The organism is Kordiimonas marina (assembly GCF_023006325.1).
In the GTDB taxonomy this organism is placed as follows: domain Bacteria; phylum Pseudomonadota; class Alphaproteobacteria; order Sphingomonadales; family Kordiimonadaceae; genus Kordiimonas; species Kordiimonas marina.
Window position 1 is genome coordinate 42186 of record NZ_JAINDF010000007.1, and the last position, 23062, is coordinate 65247.

Genomic DNA, 23062 nt, shown 5'->3' on the forward strand with positions numbered 1-23062 from the left:
GATTACCCTACGGTTTTCGCAAGAGCGGTGAACCAGTCACCGATCCAGACGATGGTGGCGAGGATCGCGAGGAAGGCGCCCGCAAGCACGGCTGTGCTGCGCCACTGCACCGCCCCCGGATGGATATCCCCGAACGGCACCGTAACCTTGCGGCGGTCAAGCGCGACACTCACGAGGATGGCGACCACGAGCGTGACCGCAAGCCCGATGGCGTTCCACCAGAACCAGAAGACCTCCGGCGCCTCAAGCCACAGATAGAAGTTGAAGCCGACCCCGGCGAGAAGCCCAACATTGGCGCCGCGCGCGCTGACATTCTTGAACAGGATGCCGAGGAGGAATACCCCGAGGATCGGGCCATAGAACATGGAGCCGACCTTGTTGATCGCCTCAATCACCGTGTCAGCGATGCTGCCGCCGAAGAAGGAGAAGACGAGGATGAGCGCGGACCAGGCCAGCGCCGAGAAGCGCGACCAGAACACATATTGTTTTTCGCTGAGCTCACCGCCCGCCAGCTTGGCGATATCCTCGATCGTCACGGCGGACAGCGAGTTGATGACCGAACTGAGCGACGACATGGCGGACGCCAGGATCGCCACCACCAGAAGGCCGATCACCCCGTGCGGCAGGTAGGTGACGATGAAGGTGGGGATCATGCGGTCCGGCTGCTTGATGAAGTCGGCGAGTGGCAGGTCCGGTGCCTGGGTCGCCAGCGTGCCGATGATCAACCCCATCACGCAGTAAAGCAGCACCATCGGGAAACGCAGCAGGCCGTTGGCCAGCAGGATCTGGCTGACGGTCGTCTTGTTCTTGGCCGACAGGATACGCTGGGCCTGGGTCTGGTCGCAGCCATAGTAGGAGGCATAAAGCACGAACCCGCCGAACAGCATGGGCAGGAAACCGAACTCATCGCCCTTGAAGCCGAAAGAATCGAAGCGCACGGCGGTAAGGCGTGAGGTATCCAGGTGGGTGAGGAAATTATCGACGCCGCCGAGGGCATGGAGGCCGTATGCCGCACACAGGAAAATGCCGAGGAAGATGATGATCATCTGGGCTGCATCGGCATAAACCACCGCCTTCATGCCACCCTGCAGCGAATAGACCGCCGTGACCACACCGACGATGCTGACCGCGACCCAGAAGGGCATGCCCATCATGCTTTCGAGGATGAGGGCGACGGCATAGATGGTGATGCCGGTCCCGAACGCCCGGCTGACCTGGAACACCACGCTGATCAGGAAGCGGGTATATTTGTCGAATCGTTCCTCAAGAAATTCATAGATGCTGACGAACCCGGCGCTATAAAGCCGCGGCATCACGATGGTCATGAGCGCGATCATCGCCAGCGGCACCGCTAGCTCGTAAGACAGCCAGATCATGCCGCCGCCTTCGCGCACACCGACGAACGCCGGGGCGGAGATGAAGCTGATGGCCGAAAGCTGGGTCGCCATGGTCGACAGCGCCAGCGGGAACCAGCCCATGCTGCGACCGCCGAGGAAATAGTCGGCGCGGCTCGCCTGCTCGCGGTACAGGTAGCCAAGACCGAGAAGGGCGATCAGATAGCCCGCGACCAGCATATAGTCGAACATATTCATGGGTCAGCTTCCCCCTACCCTGTTTTCCGCTCCCCGGATGAGGGGCAGAGTACTCTTGCCTTATTGGGCCTGATCAGCACCCGTGCGGCCAGCCCAGTGGAGCCACATGGCCGCGGTCCAGGTGAAGTCCCCGCCGCCGGTGCCGCGCCCGGTCACCGGACAGAAGGCCTCATAGAAGCCAGTCTTTTCGATCAGGGCGCCCGTGTCCAGCCGGACGCGCTCGGCCCAGTCATTCAGGCCTTCGTTCGCGAGCCCGGTGGCGACCAGGAAATTCACCACGGCCCAGCACGGCCCGCGCCAGTACCGGATGGGGTCGAACTCCTTATGGTCAGGGTCGAGGCTCGGCACCATATAGCTGATCTTGCGCCCGATACGCTCCAGATGACCGATCAGCAAGGATCGTTGCGAAGTCGAAACGACACCAGCATAGAAGCCTAGGAAGGACGCACTGGTGATCATACCGCTCGATTTGCCGGTGATCATATCGCGCGAGCAATAGGCCCCGACCTCATCATTCCACAGCCAGGCAACGCCTTTTTCGGCGTTGGCGATCCGGGCGCGGAGCTTTTCGGCGTCGGCATCATGGCCGAGCGCTTCGGCGAGCGCGAGCAGGTCACGGTTCGCGCGGATGAGGATCATGGTCATGCTGACATCGACCACGCGGAACGGGCCTTCGGTGGCGATCTTCTTATGGTCCCAGCCGCAATCCCGACCATATTGGACCATGGCGAGATAACGGTCATAATCCAGCTTGGTCGGCCGCATGCTGGCGTCCAGGTGGCTGGTGTCCCGCCGTACGTAAGGCTCAACGCCGGAGATATCGACGGCCGCGGCAGGCTCGTCCCATTCGGGGGAATTATCGCGCCCGCTTTCCCACGGGTGGACGGAGACCACGAGGCCTTTATTGTCCGGGTCGCGGACGTCTTCAAACCAGTCGTGCCAGGCGGCCAGCTTCGGGTAAAGCGCTGCGGCACGGGCTTTCTCATCTTCCGTGACGGCGCTTTCATAAAGCCAGCGGACCACGCTTGCGGCCACAGGCGGCTGGGTGATGCCCGAGGTAGCGATCTTCTTGTTCGTGCCCCACACCCCAGGGCCGGGGAAATAGCCTTCATCATCGCGCCAGAAGACGATATGGGCCATGAAGCCGTCATCCCACTGGGCGGAGAAAAGCGTTTCGATTTCTGTCCAGGCGCGGTCGCGGTCAAAGGTCGCGAAACCGAGCGCCGTGAAGGCCGAGTCCCAGTTCCACTGGAACGGATAGACCTGGCCGTTCGGTACGGTATAGCCGCCCCGGTCGTTGGCCTGGAGAATGTCTTGGGCTGCGCGGTCAAGGATGGATCGGTCGGTCATAGGGCACCAAAACTGAAAATTACAACATTACGCGATGCCCGCAGGCATCGATGATACGGGGGGACGGGGACGCAGCCACCGGCTTTGTCCCCGCCCCAGGGGAGGGATTAGAATTTATAGGTCATGCGGACAAAGACCCGGCGCGGCAGGATCGGACGGCCGACGAAATAATCGCCTGCGTTCGCCTGGCCGGAGCCCTGACGGGGTGACCCTTCGGTAATGCCTTCGCTGTTGAACAGATTGAAGATGCTGAGGCCGATACGGGCGGTCTGCGTGCCTGTCACATGGAAGGTGTAGCCAGCATCAAGCCGCGCGATGGTGTAGGCGTTCAGCTTCACCGTGTTCGAATCGTTGGCATAGTTGTCACCGACATAGGTGGCATAGAAGGAGCCGTCGAGCGTGCCGTCGTCATAATAGAGACCTGCGTTCGCCATGACCTTCGGCTGACGGCGCATTTCGTTGCCGATGTAAGCGTCGTTGCCTTCGAACTTGGTGAACTTGTGGTTCTGCAGCGTAACGTTACCGCTGACCTGCAACGCACTGGTGATATTGTAGGACGCCGTACCCTCAAGCCCGAAGGTGCGGGTCGACTGGACGAAGACCTGCTCGGTCACACCGCCCTGGCCGTCGTTCACGAAGTCCACGTTCCGGCGGTTGCTGAGCTTAGCCCAGAAGCCGTCAACCGTGGCGGCGAACCGGTCATCCCGATATTTCAGGCCGACTTCAGCCTGGGAGATGATCTCGCCCTTATAGGATGCCGGTTGGCCGAACTCGTTGAAGCTGACACTGCGGATCTGCGGGAAGAAGTATCCCCGCGCGCCGTTGGCATAAAGGCTCAGGTTATCGCTCATGCGGTACAGGGCACCGACGGAGACAGCCCACTCGGTGGTTTCCACCCGGCCACGGGTATAGGCACCGTTGCCGTAGGCCACATACTGAAGGTCATGGGCGAGGCTCGGGTCGCTGTTCGCGAGGTAGGTCGAGGACCCTTCCTTGGCGATGTCACCGATCATCTTTTCAACACGTACACCAACGTCGAAGACCCAGCGGTCATTCTCGAACTGGTCGGCCAGGTATCCCGCGTAACGGGTCGCCTTGTTGGAGCTGTTGCCGTAGCCCGCGCCAGCGTTCAGCAGACCGTTCTGGGACACGGTCAGGTCATTGCCCTGATTGTCGGTCACGACCACATTCACCATGTCAGGTCGGCTTTGGAACTGGCCCAGATAGGTGGTCAGCACATCCTGGTCGTCGGCCTTGGCCCGGGCGAAGAAGCCGCCCAGCGTGAAGCTATGGTTGAAATTGTCGGTGGAGACATCCTTGGTGAGGTTCACTTCCGCCGTGAAGTCAGTCGCCGGGCGGTTCCGGTCCAGAAGGCGGTTGGCGAACAGGAGGTCATTGCTTCCAAGTGCCTGACCTGATGTCGCATCGGTGAAGGATGCGCTGGCATAGCCGTCATAGCCACGAGCGGCCAGGAAGCCAGCCTGGGTTTCCGGCAGGTTCACGACACCGTCGCCATCGAGGAACAGGTTGAACTCGTGGCTGTAGCGCGCATATTTCATCTTCGCGTTCAAGCCCCAGCCATTGTCCATATGCTTATCCAGCACAGCCGAGAAGGAGCCGCCGCGCGTCAGCACGCCGTTCGAGATCGGGGTGCGGTAGACACCGTTCGGGGTCTGGTACGACAGGCCGGAAGCCGCGTCCGTCTGCAGCGTCATGATGGTGTTGCCGTCATTGCCGGTCGGCCGCGCACGGGTGGTGCCGTCAAGCGGGAACGGCAGGAAGAACTGCACGCTATCGTCAACCCACTGGCCATAAAGCGTGACCGAGCCGGAGCCGTCCGCGAAGTCATGCTTGATGTTGCCGCGGAGCTGGAAACCTTCGGTCGGCAGCCCGGTCTTCAAGGGGCCTTCATCGTAGCGGTAATAGCCGGAAATGGCGTAATAGGTGTTGGAGTTCTGGCCGCCGAGCGGGCCGGACGCCGCAAAGTCACCACGGAAGCGGCCGCCTTCGGCCCATTCCAGCTGCATCGTGCCTTCGGGGGTGTCGGTCCCGGTCTTGGAGATATAGTTGATGATCCCGGCGACCGAGCCTGCACCGAACAGGTTGGACACACCGCCGCGCACGAATTCGAGGCGCTCGATCCCCAGGTCGTTCTTGTAATAAACGTCGAAGGCCGAGCTGTTGAGGCCGAAGGTGCTGAAGACCGGAATGCCGTCATACTCAAGCGGGGTGAAGCTATACTGGCCACCCGACGGCAGGCCCTTGATGAAGACGTTCGCGGCCACTTCACCGCCGCCGCCTTCGGCCTTGATGGCCGGAATGGTGCGGAGAATATCCGCCTGGCTGCTGGCCGACAGCCGCGCGATTTTGGCTTCACCCATCTGCGAAACCGACATCGGTGTCGCAAGGTTGGCGCGCGCCCGGCTGGTACCGGTGACGACGATCTCGTCGATCGTCTTGTCGGCGACAGCCTGTTTTTTCTGAGTGGGGGCAGCATCTTCGGCCCAGGCGCCCGCGCTCATGGCCACGCTGGAAAGCGCAAGCACCGCACAGGACTGCAATAAGACCTTTTTATAGTTCGTCATGTCATGTTCCTTCCCTAAGTAAGAGGCCACAAGCAGGCGTCATGGACCTCTCGGAGCAGCCTCCGGCGCGGGGGACGAAAATGAATGACAGGCGGACCGAACGGTCGCGCCTAATTCCCCTCCCAGGCCTTAGGCCAACGCGGTACCGCTTGAATGTGGTGCCGCTTAAGTGCAGCAGGTCTCCGGCTTGGCTCCGGCAGCCCCAATAGGTGGCTGTCGCGGATGGTCCCCGATAGGACGTCCCCTGATGAGCAGGCTTGAAGACGCGCTGTAATCCCTTCCCTTTATTCCGCCCGCGACCGATGGCCTGCGGGGGAATGACGATGGTATAATCCATTAAAACTTAATTTACAACCCATTATGGGTTATAAAATGGGTAATGATATTTGATTCAAGGAATGATACAGTGCCGCAAACCTTGTCCCATGCGGCAAATTGCCTTTTAGTGCACTGATATGTATGGGATTTTTGTCATGGTTTGCGATTGTTCCATCGTTCCGGGGCTGATGTTTCGCCCACCCTTACCCCAAAGAAGCCCGTGAAAGAGCCCATGCCGACGACCCGAAATTTGCGAACACCACCGCCTTTCTTCGCCGACAATGACGTCCAGATCCCGTCGGAACGGGAGATGTCCATCCTGGGCCTCACCCTGCTCCATGGCGGCCTGACCCAGCCGGAGATCATCCGGGCATCCGGCCTGCCGCAGCAGACAGTTTCACGACTCGTCAAAGGGCTGATCGAGCGCGGGATGCTGCGGGAGGAACAGCGCGTCTCCAAAGGTCGCCGCGGCCAGCCCAGCATGTTCGTCGCCGCCGAGCCCGGCTTCGCTTATTCGTTCGGCGTCGCCATGATGACGGACGCGCTTTCCGTGGTGCTGATGGATTTCGCCGGCAATGTCCTGTTTGAAGAACTGACAGCGATGCCGAGCATGGCGCAGCGCGTCGTGTTGGAAGAACTGGATGTGCTGTTCGAGAAAGCCCTCGCCGCCTGCCGGGTCGACCGCAAGAAGGTGCTGGGCGTCGGGGTCGGCATCTCAGGCTATAATTTCGGCAAGGGCGCGCGCTTCAACACGCCGCGCCAGCTGGACGAATGGGCGCTTATCGAAATCGACGACGTGCTCAACAGCCATCTGGGCCTGCCGGTCTGGGTGGAGAACGACGGCAACGCCGCCGCGATCGGCGAAAGCCTGCTCGGCGTCGGCCGCACCTACCAGAATTTCGCCTATCTCTTCATCGCGACCGGCATCGGTGGCGGCATCATTACCAACCACCAGCTCCTGCGGGGCTGCAACGGCAACGCGGGTGAGATCGGCCTCATCCTGCCCAGCCAGATCTACCCGCACCCGAACCTTGAAATCCTGCGCCAGATCGTCACCCGCCACGGCATCGAGGTCGACAGCGTGACCGACATGCTGGAACGCTTCGATGTCACCTGGCCCGGTGTTGACGACTGGATTTCCCGCACCCGGGACAGCATGTCGCTGATCGTCTCGGCGCTGGCGGCGATCCTGGACCCGGAGGCCATCGTCCTCGGCGGCCGCATCCCGAAGGAGCTGGCGCGCAAGGTCATCCCGCACGTCGAGGTGTACGACCATTACCGCCGCGCGGAACCCCGGCCGCTCCCGCGGATCGTGCTGGGGGAAAGCCCGGGTGATGCCTGCGCGATCGGCGCGTCCATGCTGCCGTTCAAGCGCTTCTTCTTCTCGGGCATCTAAACACCCCGTCCAAAAAGAAACCGCCGGGAAAATACCCGGCGGTCCTGATCAGATATTTTGGGTGGCCTTAGTTGAAGGCGTCATCCCACGAGCCGCGCGTCGCCGCCTTCGAATATTCGGTGGCGCGGTTTTCGAAGAAGTTGGTGTGTTCGACCGCGTTGAGCATGCTGTCGAGCCACGGCAGCGGGTTCTTGTCCGCGTCATAGGCTTCTTCAAGGCCGAGCTGAAGCAGGCGCCGGTTGGCGATATAACGGATATATTGCTTCACTTCCGCAGCGGTCAGCCCCTCGATCGGCCCCATGCCGAAGGCGAGGTCGATGAAGGCGTCTTCATGCTCGACAATCGTCAAGCAGGCGTTGGTGATCTGGGATTTAAGCTCGTCATCCCACAGTTCCGGGTTCTCGCTCATCAGCGTCTTGAAGAGCTTGATGATCGATTCGCAGTGGAGCGACTCGTCCCGGACCGACCAGCTGATGATCTGCCCCATGCCCTTCATCTTGTTGAAGCGCGGGAAGTTGAGCAGCATGGCGAAGCTGGCGAACAGCTGCAGCCCCTCGGTGAAGGCACCAAACACCGCCAGCGTCAGCGCGACCGACTTCAGGTCGTCCGAGCCGAACTGCTGCATATAGTCGTATTTGTCCTTCATCTCCTTATAGCGGAGGAAGGCGGAATATTCGGCCTCAGGCATCCCAAGCGTGTCGAGAAGGTGGCTATAGGCGGCGATATGGATGGTCTCCATGTTGGAGAAAGCCGCCAGCATCATCTGTACCTCGGTGGGTTTGAACACCTTGGTATAATGCTTCATATAGCAGTTGTTCACCTCGATATCGCTCTGGGTGAAGAAGCGGAAAATCTGGGTCAGCAGGTTCTTTTCCGATTCGGTCAGCTTCTTGGCCCAGTCGCGCACGTCCTCGGCCAGCGGCACTTCTTCCGGCAGCCAGTGAACCTGCTGTTGGATAAGCCAAGCCTCGTATGCCCACGGATAGCGGAACGGCTTGTAAACATGGCGTTCTTCCAGAAGTCCGGACGGACCGTTTTCTTCCACGTCAGTCATTCTGACCCTGTCTCCCACTCTTGACGATGTGATCTGTTGCCCTCCCTCCCGGTGTGCGTCCGGAAGGGCGCTCACTATACCCCCTCAATTTGTGGAGAGCTACGCCCTTATACACAATATGTAGAGGTTTTTGCCTTGACAGGGAGCAAGCGCCCGGATTCTCTGGCCTAGGCCTGAACGGGGCAAAACCGCCCTCAGACAGCACTGCCATACCCGGCCGCTTCCTCCAAAAACGCCAGGAAGGCCTGCACCTCTGGCGCCTCGGCCCGGTCCGCCCGCAGGATCGCCCAGATGGCCTGATCGGGGGCTGCACTATAACCGTCCAAAACGGTCACAAGCGCGCCCTCCCGCACAAGATCGGCCACATCGAACCAGGACTTGAGCGCGAGACCAGCCCCATGAACGGCAGCATCGCGGATGAAAGCACCGTCATTGACCTCAATGGGGCCTGACACGGTTATAGTTTCGCGCGCGCCGCCAGCCTCGAAACACCAGTCGGCCCGACCCGCGGGCACCAGGCAATCATGATCACGCAGCTCGGCAGGAACAGACGGGATACTGCGCGCGTCCAGATAATCGGGTGATGCCACCACGACCTTGTGGTTGCCGGCCAGCTTGCGCACCACACCCTCCTTGCCCGATGGCTGGGCGATCCGAACCACGAGATCAAGCCCTTCGGCATACAGGTCCAGCGGCTGGTCGGAGAATTGGAACACAAGGCGGATGAGCGGGTAGCGGCTAGTAAAAGCGCTGAGCGCGGGCGCGAGCACCGACCGCCCGAACATATGCGGCGCGCTTACCCGCACCGTGCCAGTTAACGCACCTTCGTCCCGGTGGAACTGACCGAGGGTGGCGTCCCAATCCTTCAGCATCTGCCGGGCGGTGTTCGCGAGCGCTTCGCCTTCCGGGGTCACGCGCGTGCTGCGGCTCGTGCGCTCGGCAAGCTTAAGTGAAAGCGCATGTTCGAGCGCCGCCAACCGCCGGCTCGCCACCGCAGGCGGCAGGTCGAGCGCACGGGCAGCAGCCGTCAGGTTGCCGGTTTCCGCCAGCCGCACCAGCAGCGCTATATCCCTGAAATCAATACCTTTTCTCATCCGTTCCACTTTCCGCATCACGGGCATTGCCAAAAAAGGCACAGACATTCGCCGTGCCCTCTCCTTACTAACATAGGGCAAAGACCCCCACTTTCACCAGAAAGGACAGCAGGATGACAACCCTCAAAAGCGACCTCGGCGTCACAGCTGAATTCGACCGTTTCACCACCCTCTTTGACCGGCTCGTCACCGAAGCCCGGTTGTGGATCGAGGCCGCCCCGCCCGCACGGCTGGAATGGACCCCGCCCACCGACGGCGGCATCCATTTCGGCTCGCGCCTCAGGCACGCCAGCATCAAGACGCTCTATGTCCATATGGCCATCGCAGACCGGTTCTGGATTGGCACCCTCAAGGACTGTACGGACGGCGCCACCCTGCAGCTGCCGACCGACATGAATGCCTTTCAGGCGGCGCTCAGCGGTGATTTCATCGCCAACTGCGCCGCGCTCCATGATGAATGCATGGCGCTCCTCGCGGCCTTCAGCCCGGCGCAGCTTCAGAGGCGCATCACCTTCGCGGGCGACAACACCGAATGGAGCGTGATGGGCTTCCTGTGGGCCACCTGGGGACACAGGAGCTATCACCTCGGCAACCTGGATATGCTCGTGCGCATGCTGGCGGGCAAAGCGCCCGACTATTTCGCCTTTACCCCGAAACAGATGGCCTGAGGAAACGCTTCATGATTATCGCAACCGTTCAGTTCGAGCTTGCCGAACCGCTGAGCCCGGAAGCCGCGGAGACGCTGTTTCACGCCAACTCCCGCCTCTATGAAGGGCGGCAGGACCTCCTGCGCAAATCCTATATCCGGTCGCTCGACGGCCGCACGGTCGGCGCCGTCTATTTCTGGCGCTCGCTCGAAGATGCGACCAACTTCTACAGCGATACCTGGCATGCCCATGTGCGCCGGAAATACGGTGTCGCCCCGACGATCCGCTTTTTCCAGTCCCTCCTTGTCGTGAATAATGAAGCGCTGGCCCCGGCCGAACCCGAAAGGATGAACCCATGACCTTCCTCACCCTCCTTCTCAGCATCAAGATCACCGTCACCGCGCTCATGGTCGCCGTGCCCTTCCTGTTCCTGCCCGCGGAAAAGCTGGCGGCGACCATGGGTATCAGCGGTCAGGTCACTGCAATTTTCAGACTGTACGGTATCGCCATCACCGCGCTTCTCGTCGGCTACGGCGCAGGCATTCCAGTGGCGGAAAGCGGGGTCTTCCCCTGGGGCGTGGCACTGATGGGCCTTGTCTCGAACGCAGGAGCCGCAGCGGTCCTGTTTGTAACAGGCCGTACGGGGCGGCCGCGCATACTGGCGTCGTTTTTCGCCGCCGTCGCCCTCGCGCTTGTCACAGCCATGACCAAGCCGGACATGGCGCTAGCACCGGTCCTGTAACGCGTCCGGGTATCGCCAAGTATTATAAAGCGGCGGCAGGGCTCGGCAGGCAACCGGTGCTGACGGCGGCACCGCCGGTGCGGTTGAGGCGGGCGCGAAGGGACCGGCTCAGGCGGTCGAACGCCAGGATGAGCACGGCGGTCACCAGAATATAGGCCATCACCTGGCGGTAGAAGAACAGCTGCTGGGCCTCATAAAGCGCCTGGCCGATCCCGCCCGCACCGATAAGGCCGAGAACCGTGGCCATGCGCAGGTTCCATTCCAGCCGGAACAGGAAGTGGGTCGCCACCGGCTTCAGGGACTGCGGCAGGACAGCATAAAGGCCGACCATCAGCCGCGACGCCCCGGTGGAGGCAATCGCACGGCCCGGCGCTTCCGGCACATGATCGAGCGTATCGGCGAACAGGCGGCCGAAGGTCCCGAACGTATGGAGGCCAAGCGCCCAAGCCCCGGCCACAGGCCCGATACCGGCGACCGCCACGATCACCAGGCCCCACACCACCTCGGGGATGGTGCGCAACAGCTCCAAAATCCGGCGCGTAAGAAAAACCAGCCACGCGGGCGACACCCGGCGCGACGCGCCAAGCCCGGCGATCAGGCCGATGATGGCAGCACCGAGGGTGCCTGCAACCGCCATCCAGAGCGTCTCAAGCACCAGGCGCGGCAGGTCCTGGAGCGCATCCGTGGGCAGGCTTGGCGGCAGCATGTCCCCCAGCACATGGAAGGCATGGCCGAGCGCGAAAAATTCGGGGCGGCACCACCAGGCGGCCATCAGCCCGAAGGGGATAAGGCCGACCAGTGCCCGTGGGTGGTTGCGGGCCCAATCGGCGAGGCGGTCGAGCGCCGCGATCAGCAGCACCAGCATCAGGATTTGCGTGGTCGCGCGCTGGAAATCGAACCCGGCCAATGAGCCGACAAGTTCGGTGCCGATACCGCCGCCGCCGACCGCGCCGACGATGACGGAGGAGCGGAGCGCGCATTCGAAGGCGAAGGCGCCATAATTGAACAGGTCGGCGCGCGTAAGCGGCAGAAGGCCATAAAGCGCGACCTGAAGCCGGGATGCGCCGGTCGCCGCCAGTGCCTCAACCGGGCCACGCGGCGCGGTCTCCAACAGGTCGGCGAAGACCTTCGACATCGCCGCAGTGTAATAGAGAACGAGCGCCACCAGCCCGGCACCGGGGCCGAGCCCGAAAGCGATCACGCACAGGATGGCGAGCGTGAGATCCGGCACCGCGCGGAAGACCGACAGGCCGTGGATCAGAAGCCCGGCGCCGCGTATGCGCATACTGACGGCAAGCGCCAGCGGCAGGCTGAACAGCGTCGCCAGCGTCATGGCGCCAAAAACAAGGCCGAGCGTCTCCAGAAACGCGGGCACAAGAGCGGCCAGGTAGGACGGCTTGAGGTCCGGCGGGAAAAAGGAGGCCAGCAGGGTCAGCGTTTCCGACATCGGGGCCGCCTTTACGCGCTTTGACCCGCGGTCACGAGCCGGGGCCTTTCGGTCACCGTGCCGCCCGCGACCTCGACGATGCGGTCGCAGAAGCGTTCCGCCAGCTCCGGCTGGTGCAGCGAGGTGATCAGCGCCATCCCCCGCGCCCGGGCGAGGCTGGTCAGAAGCGCCAGCACATCTTCCGCCGTTTCGGGGTCGAGCGAGGCGACCGGCTCATCAGCCAGCAGAAGCGCGGGCGCCTGGATAAGCGCGCGGGCGATCGAGACCCGTTGCCGCTCCCCGCCCGAAAGCGCGCTGGTACGGTTCATCAGCTTGTCGGCGATGCCGACGGCCTCAAGCGCGGCCCTGGCTTCGGCCAGTTCCTCGTCTTTCGACCACAGGAGAAACCGCAGCGCATGAACATTCGTCCAGCGGCCGAGCGCCCCGGCCATGACATTCTTGTCAACACGCAGGCTGTCCACCAGATCGTGGCTTTGGGTGATGAGCCCGATGCGCGTCCGCAATGCCCGAAGGTCGGCTTCCGAAAGCGCCGAAGGTTCCTGCCCCGCAACCGTCAGGCGGCCCGCCCGCACCGGCAGCAAGGTGCCGATGGTGCGGAGGAGCGTGGTTTTCCCCGCCCCCGACGCCCCGACAAGCGCGATGCATTCGCCCGCACGGACCTCAAGCGAGACCCTACTCAGGACAGGGTCGGCCGCGTCCGAAGGCGCGACCGAAACGTCTTCAAGACAGAGGAGCGGCGCGTCCGCACCGGCGGCACCGTCCCGCTCGCTCATGTCAGGCGTGTGTGTCATTCGAGCCCCAGCGCCTTGGCTGTTTTGGCGACACCCTGGTAGGAGGCATCGCTCGCGCGCTCGAACTTGGTGCCGCGCAGGATCTTGAGGACGGCATCGTCCAGGCCCGGTTTCAGGCTGAGGAACGCCGCCGCGAAAGCTTCCCGGACGTCCGGCTTCAGGTCTTTACGCGCGGCCCAGACATAGTCAGCGAACGGCTGGCTTTTGAGGAAGACCTTCACGCGGTCTTTCCCGATCTTGCCGCCGTTCACGAGCGCATGGAACACAGACTCATCGATCGCGCCCGCGGCACAGATGCCCGCCGCCACGGCCTGCGCAGTCGCCGGGTGGCTGCCGGTGTAGCGGAAGCCCTTGAAGTCGGTTTTGGGATTGAGGCCCGCGTCATGCAGGATCAGTTCCGGTATCAGGTGGCCACTGGTCGAGTTGATATCCCCGAAGCAGAAGGTCTTGCCCTTGAGGTCAGCGAGCTTGGTGATGCCGCTCCCCACACCGGTGATGAACAGCGAATGGAACTGGCGGTCAATATCCCGCTGCACCAGGGGCACGGCACCATAGCGCGCGTGCGCCTTCACGTAGGTGAGGCCGCCGAGGTAGGCGATATCGAGCGAGCCGTTCCCGAGCGCCTCAACGGTGGCGTTATAGTTGGTCGGAATGATGAGCTTGACCGGGCGGCCCAGCTTTTCGCTGAGATATTTCTGCAGCGGCGCCTTCTCCTCGATCGAGACCTGCGTCGCGCCCGCGTCGGGGATCATCCCAACACGGAGAGGCTCTTCGGCACGGGCGGCCTGCGCGGCCATGGGGGTTACATATGCCATCATGAGGGCGCCAAGCGCGCCGGCAAGCCGGATAATCTGGGACAAAGTCAGCTCCTTTTAGGTTGTGCGCGTTCTCCATACCCGATGTTCCGGCCACTTGGAAGGGCCAGCTTCAAAGCGCTGAAAATGAAACGCCCGGCGGTCCTATCATCGGGCCGCCGGGCGAAATACTTGGGTGGGCATCCCCGCCTTACTGGCAGGCGAGGCATTCCTCATAATCGGTACTTGCTGGCGCCGCCGCGAGTTCAAGCTGCACCTCGACAGGCGCAGTCCGCTGGGTCGACCCGGTCGCCACCACCTCGGCCCGCTTGATCGATTTCGAGCGGCAGTAATAGAGGCTCTTGAGGCCCTTCTTCCAGGCCTGATAGTGGATCTGGTGCAGGTCACGCTTGTGCACGTTCGCCGGCAGGAAGATGTTCACCGACTGCGCCTGGCTGATATAGCACGCGCGGTCGGCGGCCAGTTCGACCACCCAGCGCTGGTCCAGCTCGAACGCGGTCTTGAACACGGCTTTTTCGTCTTCGGTCAGGAAGTCCAGATGCTGGACCGAGCCCTCGTTCACCGTGATCGAGGTCCAGACCTCATCGGTGTTCTGGCCTTTTTCCTCCAGAAGCCGGGTCAGCGCGCGGCTGTGGACGATGAAGTTGCCCGACAGCGTCTTCTGGTTATAGCTGTTGGCGGCAATCGGCTCGATCCCCGGGCTCGCACCGCCACAGATGGTGGAGATGGACGCGGTCGGCGCAATCGCCGATTTGTTGGAGAAACGCTCCATGATGCCATAGTCGGCGGCGTCCGGACACGGCCCGCGCTCATACGCCAGCGCTTCGGAGGCACGGTCCGCTTCCGCCTTGATGTGGCTGAAAATCTTCTTGTTCCAGGCTTTGGCCATGGCGCTTTCGAACGGGATCATATTGTCCTGCAGGAAGCTGTGGAAGCCCATGACGCCGAGACCGACCGAACGCTCGCGCATGGCCGAATAACGGGCCTTCTTCATCTCGTCCGGTGCGCGGTCGATAAAGTCCTGCAGCACGTTGTCGAGGAAGCGCATCACGTCGGGGATGAATTCCTTATTGTCCTTCCACTCCATGTATTTCTCAAGGTTGAGACTGGAGAGGCAGCACACGGCGGTACGCTCGTTGCCCAGGTGGTCAAGGCCGGTCGGCAGCGTGATTTCCGCGCACAGGTTCGAGGTCTTGACCGTCAGGCCCGCAAGCTTGTGATGCTCCGGCATCTGGCGGTTCACGGTGTCGGAATAAATGATATAGGGCTCACCGGTTTCAACCCGGGCGGTGAGGAGACGGATCCAAAGCCCGCGCGCCGAAACCGTACGCACCACATGCTGGTCCTTCGGGCTCAGAAGCGCCCATTCCTCATCATTTTCAACCGCACGCATGAAGGCGTCGGAGACGAGAATACCATGGTGCAGGTTCGGCGTCTTGCGGTTCGGGTCACCGCCGGTCGGGCGGCGGAGCTCGATGAATTCTTCGATTTCCGGGTGGTTGATCGGCAGGTAGATGGCGGCCGAACCACGGCGGAGCGAGCCTTGGGAAATGGCGAGCGTCAGGCTGTCCATCACCCGGACGAACGGAATGATGCCGCTGGTCTTGCCAACACCGCCGACGGTTTCGCCGATCGAACGCAGGTTGCCCCAGTAGGAACCGATACCGCCGCCCTTGGAGGCGAGCCAGACGTTTTCGGTCCACAGGCCGACAATGCTTTCAAGCTTGTCCTGGGCTTCGTTGAGGAAGCAGCTGATGGGCAGGCCGCGGTTGGTGCCACCGTTCGACAGGACGGGGGTCGCGGGCATGAACCACAGGTTTGAGATATAGTTATACAGGCGCTGCGAATGAGCTTTGTCGTCACCATAATAGGACGCTACCCGTGCGAACAGGTCCTGATAGGACTCGCCCGGCATCAAATAGCGGTCTTCGAGTGTCGCCTTGCCGAATTCCGTCAAGAGCGCGTCCCGGCTGCGGTCAATTTCAACCGCGCCGCCGTGTTCGAAATGAGTGACTTCAAACATGGTGCCCATATCTCCCTAACCAGCCTTATCCTTGTGGCGCTGACTCCTTCTTCGTTTCGGGAAACACCAACCGAGGAATATCGGAGTGTGCCCGAGAAAAGAACAAAAGTCGAACGCTTCAACTTTTTCGTTTGTTTTCAGGTACTTGCCAGAACGACCGCCCGACATCCCCCGTACGAGTCGTCCTTCAATCGGCAAGGTCTAAAAGATAGGCCCGAGCGGCCGGGGTCGTCAAGATAAAGTGTAAACTTGTTGGTTCGCCTACAATATCTAGTGACGCGACGCCGCGTGCACCCGCCCGAATTCTGCCCGTTGAGGGAGATAGCGGGGGCTAAAGGCCCATAATTCAATGATTCGCACGACCGCATCGCCACAAGGCCTTGTGGCGTCCTGAGCGGTCCGTGCTGGGACATATTTAACCGCTTTTTTATGACCGCTCGGTGACAGGGCTTTGATGTGATATCTACCTTCTTTCGTCATCCGCCGGCTTGACCGGCGGATCCAGGAACATCACCCTATCCACATGCAATATTACACCTACATCATGGCAAGTGCCCGCAAGGGTACCCTCTATATCGGCATGACAAATGATTTGGTTCGCCGGGTGTGGGAACATAAGAGCCATGTCTTTAAAGGCTTTACGGAGCGATATGACGTGACCCGCCTCGTATGGTTTGAGGTACACGCAACAGCAGAAATGGCCATAAGCCGTGAAAAGCGTCTGAAAAAATGGAACCGAGATTGGAAAATCGCGTTAATCGAGGAGGAAAACCCGGACTGGGCCGACCTCTATGATCGGATATGCGGCTGAAGGCCAGTCGTTCTCATATCGTCACCCGCCGACTTGACCGGCAGGTCTAGGATCGTTCTTCTGAACCGGAAATACCCCGCTCTAATCTAGATTCGCCGGTCAAGCCGGCGAATGACGATTAGAGAAAAAGCAGGATCAGAGCGTCTTGTCGCCCATGGCGAGGAATTTGTCGCGGCGGAGCATCTTCAGCCGCGCGCCGTCCATGCCGGCCATGTCCCTGAGTGCGCCTTCGAGGCCATCACCCAGCATGTTCATCGCGCGCTCCGGGTCCCGGTGGGCACCGCCGAGCGGCTCGGACACGATGCTGTCGATCACGCCAAGTTTCAAAAGGTCCTGCGCCGTGATCTTGAGCGCGGTGGCTGCTTCGGTCGCCTTGTCGCCGGTGCGCCACAGGATCGAGGCACAGCCTTCCGGCGAGATCACCGAATAAATGGCATGTTCCATCATCAGCACCCGGTTGGCGGCCGCGATGGCGACAGCGCCGCCCGACCCGCCTTCACCAACGATACAGGTGACAACCGGCACTTCCGCCGCAAGGCAGGCATCGGTCGACCGCGCGATGGCTTCGGCCTGGCCGCGTTCCTCAGCGCCAATACCGGGGTAAGCACCAGACGTGTCCACAAGCGTCAGCACCGGCAGGCCGAAACGGTCCGCCATCTCGACGAGGCGGATGGCTTTGCGGTAGCCTTCGGGCCGCGCCATGCCGAAATTGTGGCGGATACGGCTTTCGGTGTCCGAGCCCTTTTCGTGGCCCATGACCACGCAGGCTTCACCGCGGAAACGGGCAAGGCCGCCCATCAGCGCTTCATCTTCGCCGAAGCAGCGGTCACCCGCCAGCGGCGTGAAATCTTCAAACAAGTGGCCGACGATATCCTTGAAGTGCGGGCGTTCCGGATGGCGGGCGACCTGCATCTTCTGCGCGGGCGTCAGCCCCGCGTAGGTTTCCTTGAGGAGTTTGCCGAGCTTGCCTTCGAGCTGGCCGACTTCTGCCGATATATCGACATCGCCAGACCCGCCGCGGTGGAAACTTCTGAGCTCCCGGATCTTGCCTTCAAGTTCGGCGATCGGTTTCTCAAACTCAAGAAATGTCATCATATTCGGCGCTTCCGTCTTGTTCGGCTTGTCTTGCATAACGGTGAGTTAAACACGTTTCTGCAACGGGCGCAAAATCCTTGAAGTCGCCCCCGCTGTCAAGGCTTTGTGTTATCGCCCCTGCCGCTACGGTTTCCTTAGGTTTCGCTGAGGGGGTGCTTGGTCAGCACCAGGCTCTTCAACCGTTCCTCCAGCACATGGGTGTAAATCTGCGTCGTCGAAATGTCAGCATGGCCCAGCATCTGCTGGACCGCGCGCAAGTCCGCCCCGTGGGCCAGAAGGTGGGTCGCAAACGCGTGGCGGAGCTTGTGCGGGCTGAGCGCTGACGGCATGACACCTGCCGCCACCGCCAGGTCTTTCATCAACTGCCCGACGCGCCTGCGGGTCAGGAAGCCTTCCTTGCCGCTTGACGGGAACAGATATTTGCTCGGGCTCCCATCGGATGCATCTAACGACTGGATATAAGCCATCAGCGCTTGCCGCGCCTTGGTGCCGAGGGGCACCATCCGTTCACGCCCGCCCTTGCCGGTGACCATGATCAGCGCGGTATCGGGCCCGACCGCGCGGCGCGGCAGCGTGACAAGCTCGCTCACGCGCAGGCCCGTGGCATAGAGCGTTTCCATCAAGGCATGGAGGCGCAGGTCGGCGACCTTGCCGCTTTCGGCCTGCTCGGCTGCGGTATCGAGAAGCCGGTCGACATCCGCCTCACTGAGCACCTTGGGCAGCGGCTGGCCGATGCGCGGGCTTTCGATATTCTTGGCCGGGTTGTCGGTGCGGATGCCCTCCGAATAGAGGAACAGGTAAAACTGCCGGAGCGCGGACAGGCGGCGCGCCACTGTGCCCGGCTTCATGCCACGGGCGTGCAGGTCCGCAAGATAGGCGCGGATATCCTCAGCCGTGGCGCTTTCAAGCTTGGCATTACTGGTTTCACGAAAATCATCCAGATCACGCCTGTAGGCCATGAGGCTGTTTTTGGCGCGGCCCTTCTCAGCCGCCAGCATCTCCAGGAACCCATCGATGAGCGCGGCATCCGCCATGGCGCTTAAAGCCCCTCTAAAGCCGCCCTAAAGGCCCCAGGCCACCAGCATTTCAGTGGCCAGCGCCCGGGCTTCCTTCTCGAACCCGGCCGACCGCAGCGTCGCGATCAGCGAGCCTGCAAGCGCGGGCGACACCGCCGACGGACCCCCGTCGGAGATGAGCTTGAGCGCGGTCTCCAGCACCTGCGGCTTGTTGCCTTCGGCCCCGGCGACCAGAAGCCGGCGCCAGATGGCGGCGGACGGTGCCGTATGTTCGGTATGGACGTCCCCGGCCTCAAGCCAGCTCCAGGCGGTATCCGGCACCGTGTAGCCGAGCGCATCGAGGATGGTGAACATCAGGCTCGCGCGGCCAAAGCGGGTCGGCTCATTCCCTTGTGCCAGCCACCAGCTGTGCAGGCGGTCGAGCGTGATGGGCGGCAGGGAGCTATCCCCCGTCGCCACCAGCATCAGCGGCCAGGTATTGATAAGCGCATCACCCAGTTGGCCTTCGGCATCCTGGGGCGTGGCGCGCATCAGGCGGAACCAGCCGCCCTTTTCCGGGTTGGCACGATCGAGCATCGCCGCACGCGCAAGCGCGGGCGCCGCCGCGCCGTCATCGGGGGACGCGATCATATCGGCCGTCAGCCGGTAGAGGCCCGGCGCTTCGGCGAGCACCCGTTCAACCCGGACGGCCCGGTCCCATGCTTTCTTGAGCGCCGCAACACGGTCCGGGGCATTCGCCGCGGTCGCCGCCGTGTGGGCCAACACAACATCGGTGATGAACTGGTCGCCTTCGGTCTCACCCGTAAGCTCGGCCCGGTCGGCATCGGTGGGTTGGAAGGCGCGCGCGAAATCGGCAAAGGCCTGGCCACCGACCCAGCCCTTCTGAAGCGCCAGCGACATCAGGTCGGCCTTGGCGCCCTGGTCGACGCCCGGCAGCGCCAGCGTGCCATGCACCGCCAGCGGGTTGACATCCTCAAGCGACAGCGCCGCGACCTTGACCTTGGCAAGCCGGGCCATCGCCATTTCCAGAAGGTCGACGCGCAGGGGCTCACCCAGCGCGGACGCGGGCGGCAGCACCGTGCCCTTCGGCTGTTCGGCCTCAACCAGGATACGGTCCATAAGCTGGTAAAAGGATTTCGGGACCTTGGTGACTTCCTCCAGGATACCGAGCTGGAAATCGACGCCGGTGCGGTCGCCGTTCGCGGCATGACAGAAGGCGGCCATGCGCACCCAGTAAGGGTTGCTGTCGGTCGCGCGGACGGCTTCAGCGCGGGAGCAGGCATCCGGCAACCGGCCTTCGAGGAGGTCGGCATTGGTGATGTGCCGGGCAAGCGCAGTCCAGTCCCGGCCCTTCGGCAATGCATCGATCAGCGCGACATAGCCATCGACATCGCCAAGCTGTTCGAGAAGGTCGAGCCGGGTGGCGATGAAGCTGGTGATGTCCGCATCATTTTGCGGCGCGGGCAACGCCATCGGCGAGCGCACGAGCCGGTCTGCGATCTGACGCGATTCAGGTGACGCGGCGGCCTTCACGACCGCCTTGAGCGCGGTTTCAACCTGGGAACGGCTATAGCCCTGCCAGAAAGTCGCCGGATACCCGACAACTGTTGCAGCTGCAACAGGCTGGGTACCGTCTGCGACAGTCCCGGACAGCACCGAAACGCCGGACGGGTCGAGCGTGGAGAGCGAGCCTTCAACGAGCGGTTCGTCGCTGATCGGGGTACCGGTTTCCGTCTCCGCCTGGGCGGGGGCTACGGCCTGATCCTGCACAGGGGGCTGGCCGGTTTGCTGACCTGCCTGCTGATCCGCGGTTTGGGCTTGTCCCGCAGCCGCCATATCCGGCGTGGCCGCGGAAGCCGGCGCGGGCGGAACCTTGACGCTGCCGGGGGCCACAAAAGGTTTCGGCAGGATGCTCTTGGGCGCCCCGATCGCCGGGCCTTCCTGGCGTTTGGGTTTCGGGGTGCCGCCGAGGAAATAGGTTTCTTTCGGCTTGTCCGGATCCTGCACCGCGGGCGTTTGCACGACCGGCTTTTGCGGCTCCGCGGGTTTGGGTGTCTGGTCCTGCGCGGACACAGCCATCGGCACCATCAGCGACAGCGCGGCAACCGACGCAAACAGCCGGGCGCGCGTCCTCAGACGCCGGGACAGAAGATGCCCGCTATCAGGACGGGAAACGGTCATTGCTCAGGGTCTTGGTGACTTCCGCGGACGGCGCCGGAATGTCCCAGGTCATCAGGAAGATACCGCCACCCACGATCACAAGCGCGCCGAGTGCCAGCAGAAATTTTGTCAGTTTCGACATGAACAATCCTTATTTTCCAAGACGCCCGCGATACCCTCTGCGGGCCCCTGCCTGCCCGTGTTATAGGATGCACACATTCCCAAGTCCAGCCCAAGAACCCGTCGCGAACCATCACAGAAGGGTTCACCGGCCCCACACCCCGCAGGCACGATAAGGTCCGCAGCGTTACCCGCTTTTGGGGCGGAATTATGGAACGGAAGCAACTGTTTCAGATAAAAGCGTTGGCAGCGCCAAAGCGCCCGTATAAACAGGCATCTATGTCGCGAAACGCAAAACAGCCCGATGAAGACGATAGCATGGCCCCGGCACTTGCCTGGACTGGCCGTACCATCGTGCTTGTCGGCCTGATGGGCGCGGGTAAAACCACGGTCGGACGGCGGCTTGCCCGCAGGCTCGGCCTCCCCTTCGTCGACAGCGACCATGAGATCGAAAAGGCCGCCGGCATGTCTGTGGCCGAGATTTTCGAGAATTTCGGCGAAGCGGAATTCCGCTCGGGCGAGCGCCGGGTGATCGCCCGGCTTCTGGACGGCAAGCCCAAGGTGGTGGCTACCGGCGGCGGCGCTTTCGTCAATGATGAAACCCGCACGCTGATCAAGGATGAGGGCCTGTCCATCTGGCTGGAGGCCAATATCGACGTGCTGGTCGAACGCACCAGCAGGCGTGATACCCGCCCGCTTCTGAAGCAGGGCGACCCGCGTGCGATCCTGACCCGGCTGAAGGCCGAGCGCGAACCCTTCTATGCCCAGGCCGACCTCAAGGTTGCCTCCGGCGCCGGGCCGCATGAGAATGTCGTGACCGCGATCATCGACACGCTCAGGGCCGAGCAGCAGCAAGGGACCGTCCATGGCTGACCCGCAAAAGCCCGCCACCGTGCATGTGCCGCTCGGCGACCGGTCCTACGATATCCTGATCGGCGAAGGCCTGCTGGCGAGCCTGGGCGACCTCGTCCGCCCGGTGATCCAGCACCCGCGTGTCGCCGTCGTCACCGATGAGAATGTCGCCCCGCTGTATCTGGACGCGGCCATAGCGTCGCTTGAGGCTGCAGGCATCACGGCCGACAGCGTCATCCTGCCCGCCGGCGAAGCCACCAAAAGCTGGGACCGTTTCGGTGAGTTAACGAATAGCCTGCTCGCCCTCAATATCGAGCGCAAGGATGCGCTCATCGCCCTCGGCGGCGGTGTCATCGGCGACATTACCGGCTTCGCGGCTGCCGTTCTCAGGCGCGGGATGGATTTCATCCAGGTGCCGACCAGCCTGCTGGCGCAGGTGGACAGTTCCGTGGGCGGCAAGACCGGCATCAACACGGCGTATGGCAAGAACCTCGTCGGCGCCTTCCACCAGCCGAAGCGGGTGATCATCGACCTCGCCTTCCTGGACACCCTGCCCGCGCGCGAGCTGCAGGCCGGCTATGCCGAAGTGGTGAAATACGGCCTGATCGACGACCCGGCCTTCTTCGCTTGGCTGGAAGAGAACGGTGCGCGCCTCAGGACCGGCGACCGCGCGGCCCAGGCTTATGCCATCCAGAAAAGCTGCGAAGCCAAGGCCCGCATCGTCGCTGAAGATGAATTTGAGAGCGGCAAACGCGCACTCCTCAACCTCGGCCACACGTTCGGCCACGCGCTCGAAGCCGAATGCGGGTATGACGGCACGCTGTTGCACGGCGAAGGCGTGGCAATCGGCATGGCGATGGCGCTCGACCTTTCCGCCCGGCTCGGCCTTGCGCCCGCAAGCGACCTTGAGCGCTATCTCGCCCATTTGGCCACGGTAAACATGCGCGGCCGCGCGAGCCAGATCGACAAGCCCCTTGATGCCGACACGCTCCTTGCCCATATGGCGCAGGACAAGAAGGTCGACGCCGGCGAGATCGTTTTCGTCCTCGGCCCCATTGGCGGCGCACGGACGGTGAAAGGCGTGGACCTTGATCTTGTGCGCGCGGTTCTGCATGATTCCCTCGCCGGTTAAAAGCGCGGCGAGATAGGAGCTT

The 23062-nt window shown here is 62.3% G+C and carries 20 protein-coding genes; 7 read left to right on the plus strand and 13 right to left on the minus strand.

Going from position 1 to position 23062, the window contains the following annotated elements; all coding sequences use genetic code 11:
* Window positions 1-2 precede the first annotated feature (2 nt).
* The 3 genes from K6118_RS15375 to K6118_RS15385 form a co-directional block, all read right to left on the minus strand.
* On the minus strand, window positions 3-1592 hold the full coding sequence (locus K6118_RS15375) for a sodium:solute symporter family transporter (protein WP_247121376.1): 1590 nt from the start codon (window positions 1590-1592) through the stop codon (window positions 3-5).
* A 60-nt stretch (window positions 1593-1652) separates the two neighbouring features.
* Window positions 1653-2942: an MGH1-like glycoside hydrolase domain-containing protein gene (locus K6118_RS15380; RefSeq protein WP_247121377.1), complete on the minus strand. Its 1290-nt coding sequence runs from the start codon at window positions 2940-2942 to the stop codon at window positions 1653-1655.
* A gap of 107 nt (window positions 2943-3049) precedes the next feature.
* Window positions 3050-5527, minus strand: coding sequence for a TonB-dependent receptor (locus K6118_RS15385; RefSeq protein ID WP_247121378.1), 2478 nt, complete (start codon window positions 5525-5527; stop codon window positions 3050-3052).
* Between the two features lie 550 nt (window positions 5528-6077).
* Between K6118_RS15385 and K6118_RS15390 the strand changes: the two genes are divergently transcribed.
* Window positions 6078-7241: an ROK family transcriptional regulator gene (locus K6118_RS15390; protein ID WP_247121379.1), complete on the plus strand. Its 1164-nt coding sequence runs from the start codon at window positions 6078-6080 to the stop codon at window positions 7239-7241.
* Window positions 7242-7308: 67 nt separating this feature from the next.
* Here the strand turns inward: K6118_RS15390 and K6118_RS15395 are convergent, their stop codons facing one another.
* Together K6118_RS15395 and K6118_RS15400 are read right to left on the minus strand one after the other, a co-directional pair.
* Window positions 7309-8295 (minus strand): ribonucleotide-diphosphate reductase subunit beta, encoded by a 987-nt coding sequence (locus K6118_RS15395; protein WP_247121380.1) that lies wholly within the window; start codon window positions 8293-8295, stop codon window positions 7309-7311.
* Between the two features lie 194 nt (window positions 8296-8489).
* Window positions 8490-9389 (minus strand): LysR family transcriptional regulator, encoded by a 900-nt coding sequence (locus K6118_RS15400; RefSeq protein ID WP_247121381.1) that lies wholly within the window; start codon window positions 9387-9389, stop codon window positions 8490-8492.
* Between the two features lie 113 nt (window positions 9390-9502).
* Here K6118_RS15400 and K6118_RS15405 point away from each other — a divergent pair, with 113 nt between their 5' ends.
* From K6118_RS15405 to K6118_RS15415, 3 genes are read left to right on the plus strand one after another with little or no spacing between them, the layout of a single operon-like run.
* Window positions 9503-10057, plus strand: a complete 555-nt coding sequence (locus tag K6118_RS15405; protein WP_247121382.1) for a DinB family protein — start codon at window positions 9503-9505, stop codon at window positions 10055-10057.
* A gap of 11 nt (window positions 10058-10068) precedes the next feature.
* A complete protein-coding gene (locus K6118_RS15410; RefSeq protein WP_247121383.1) occupies window positions 10069-10395 on the plus strand; it encodes a hypothetical protein in 327 nt (108 codons plus the stop codon).
* Entirely contained in the window at window positions 10392-10778 is a 387-nt protein-coding gene (locus K6118_RS15415) for a hypothetical protein (RefSeq protein ID WP_247121384.1), read from the plus strand. The genes K6118_RS15410 and K6118_RS15415 overlap by 4 nt, the downstream gene beginning before the upstream one ends.
* Window positions 10779-10800: 22 nt before the next feature.
* Here the strand turns inward: K6118_RS15415 and phnE are convergent, their stop codons facing one another.
* From phnE to K6118_RS15435, 4 genes are all read right to left on the minus strand, one after another.
* Window positions 10801-12225 carry a phosphonate ABC transporter, permease protein PhnE gene (phnE, locus tag K6118_RS15420; RefSeq protein ID WP_247121385.1) on the minus strand — a complete coding sequence of 475 codons (1425 nt, stop codon included), beginning with the start codon at window positions 12223-12225 and terminating at the stop codon, window positions 10801-10803.
* A gap of 11 nt (window positions 12226-12236) precedes the next feature.
* The gene (locus tag K6118_RS15425) at window positions 12237-13016 is read right to left on the minus strand and encodes a phosphonate ABC transporter ATP-binding protein (protein ID WP_247121386.1); all 780 of its coding nucleotides are present in this window, start codon (window positions 13014-13016) and stop codon (window positions 12237-12239) included.
* The gene (gene phnD, locus K6118_RS15430) at window positions 13013-13876 is read right to left on the minus strand and encodes a phosphate/phosphite/phosphonate ABC transporter substrate-binding protein (RefSeq protein ID WP_247121387.1); all 864 of its coding nucleotides are present in this window, start codon (window positions 13874-13876) and stop codon (window positions 13013-13015) included. Before phnD ends, K6118_RS15425 begins: the two co-directional genes overlap by 4 nt.
* Before the next feature lie 145 nt (window positions 13877-14021).
* Window positions 14022-15863 (minus strand): ribonucleoside-diphosphate reductase subunit alpha, encoded by a 1842-nt coding sequence (locus K6118_RS15435; RefSeq protein ID WP_343269991.1) that lies wholly within the window; start codon window positions 15861-15863, stop codon window positions 14022-14024.
* A 514-nt stretch (window positions 15864-16377) separates the two neighbouring features.
* Between K6118_RS15435 and K6118_RS15440 the strand changes: the two genes are divergently transcribed.
* On the plus strand, window positions 16378-16665 hold the full coding sequence (locus K6118_RS15440) for a GIY-YIG nuclease family protein (RefSeq protein ID WP_247121389.1): 288 nt from the start codon (window positions 16378-16380) through the stop codon (window positions 16663-16665).
* 135 nt (window positions 16666-16800) lie between these two features.
* Here the strand turns inward: K6118_RS15440 and K6118_RS15445 are convergent, their stop codons facing one another.
* The 4 genes from K6118_RS15445 to K6118_RS15460 form a co-directional block, all read right to left on the minus strand.
* Window positions 16801-17760: an acetyl-CoA carboxylase carboxyltransferase subunit alpha gene (locus K6118_RS15445; protein ID WP_247121390.1), complete on the minus strand. Its 960-nt coding sequence runs from the start codon at window positions 17758-17760 to the stop codon at window positions 16801-16803.
* Window positions 17761-17894: 134 nt separating this feature from the next.
* Window positions 17895-18794 carry a site-specific tyrosine recombinase XerD gene (locus K6118_RS15450; protein WP_281500848.1) on the minus strand — a complete coding sequence of 300 codons (900 nt, stop codon included), beginning with the start codon at window positions 18792-18794 and terminating at the stop codon, window positions 17895-17897.
* Window positions 18795-18821: 27 nt separating this feature from the next.
* A complete protein-coding gene (locus K6118_RS15455; RefSeq protein ID WP_247121391.1) occupies window positions 18822-20957 on the minus strand; it encodes a hypothetical protein in 2136 nt (711 codons plus the stop codon).
* The gene (locus tag K6118_RS15460; RefSeq protein ID WP_247121392.1) at window positions 20938-21078 is read right to left on the minus strand and encodes a hypothetical protein; all 141 of its coding nucleotides are present in this window, start codon (window positions 21076-21078) and stop codon (window positions 20938-20940) included. Before K6118_RS15460 ends, K6118_RS15455 begins: the two co-directional genes overlap by 20 nt.
* A 257-nt stretch (window positions 21079-21335) precedes the next feature.
* On the opposite strand from K6118_RS15460, the gene K6118_RS15465 reads away from it, so the two are divergent.
* On the plus strand, window positions 21336-21929 hold the full coding sequence (locus K6118_RS15465) for a shikimate kinase (RefSeq protein ID WP_247121393.1): 594 nt from the start codon (window positions 21336-21338) through the stop codon (window positions 21927-21929).
* Complete coding sequence (gene aroB / locus K6118_RS15470; RefSeq protein ID WP_247121394.1) at window positions 21922-23040, plus strand: 3-dehydroquinate synthase; 1119 nt, start codon at window positions 21922-21924, stop codon at window positions 23038-23040. The genes K6118_RS15465 and aroB overlap by 8 nt, the downstream gene beginning before the upstream one ends.
* Window positions 23041-23062: the final 22 nt, after the last annotated feature.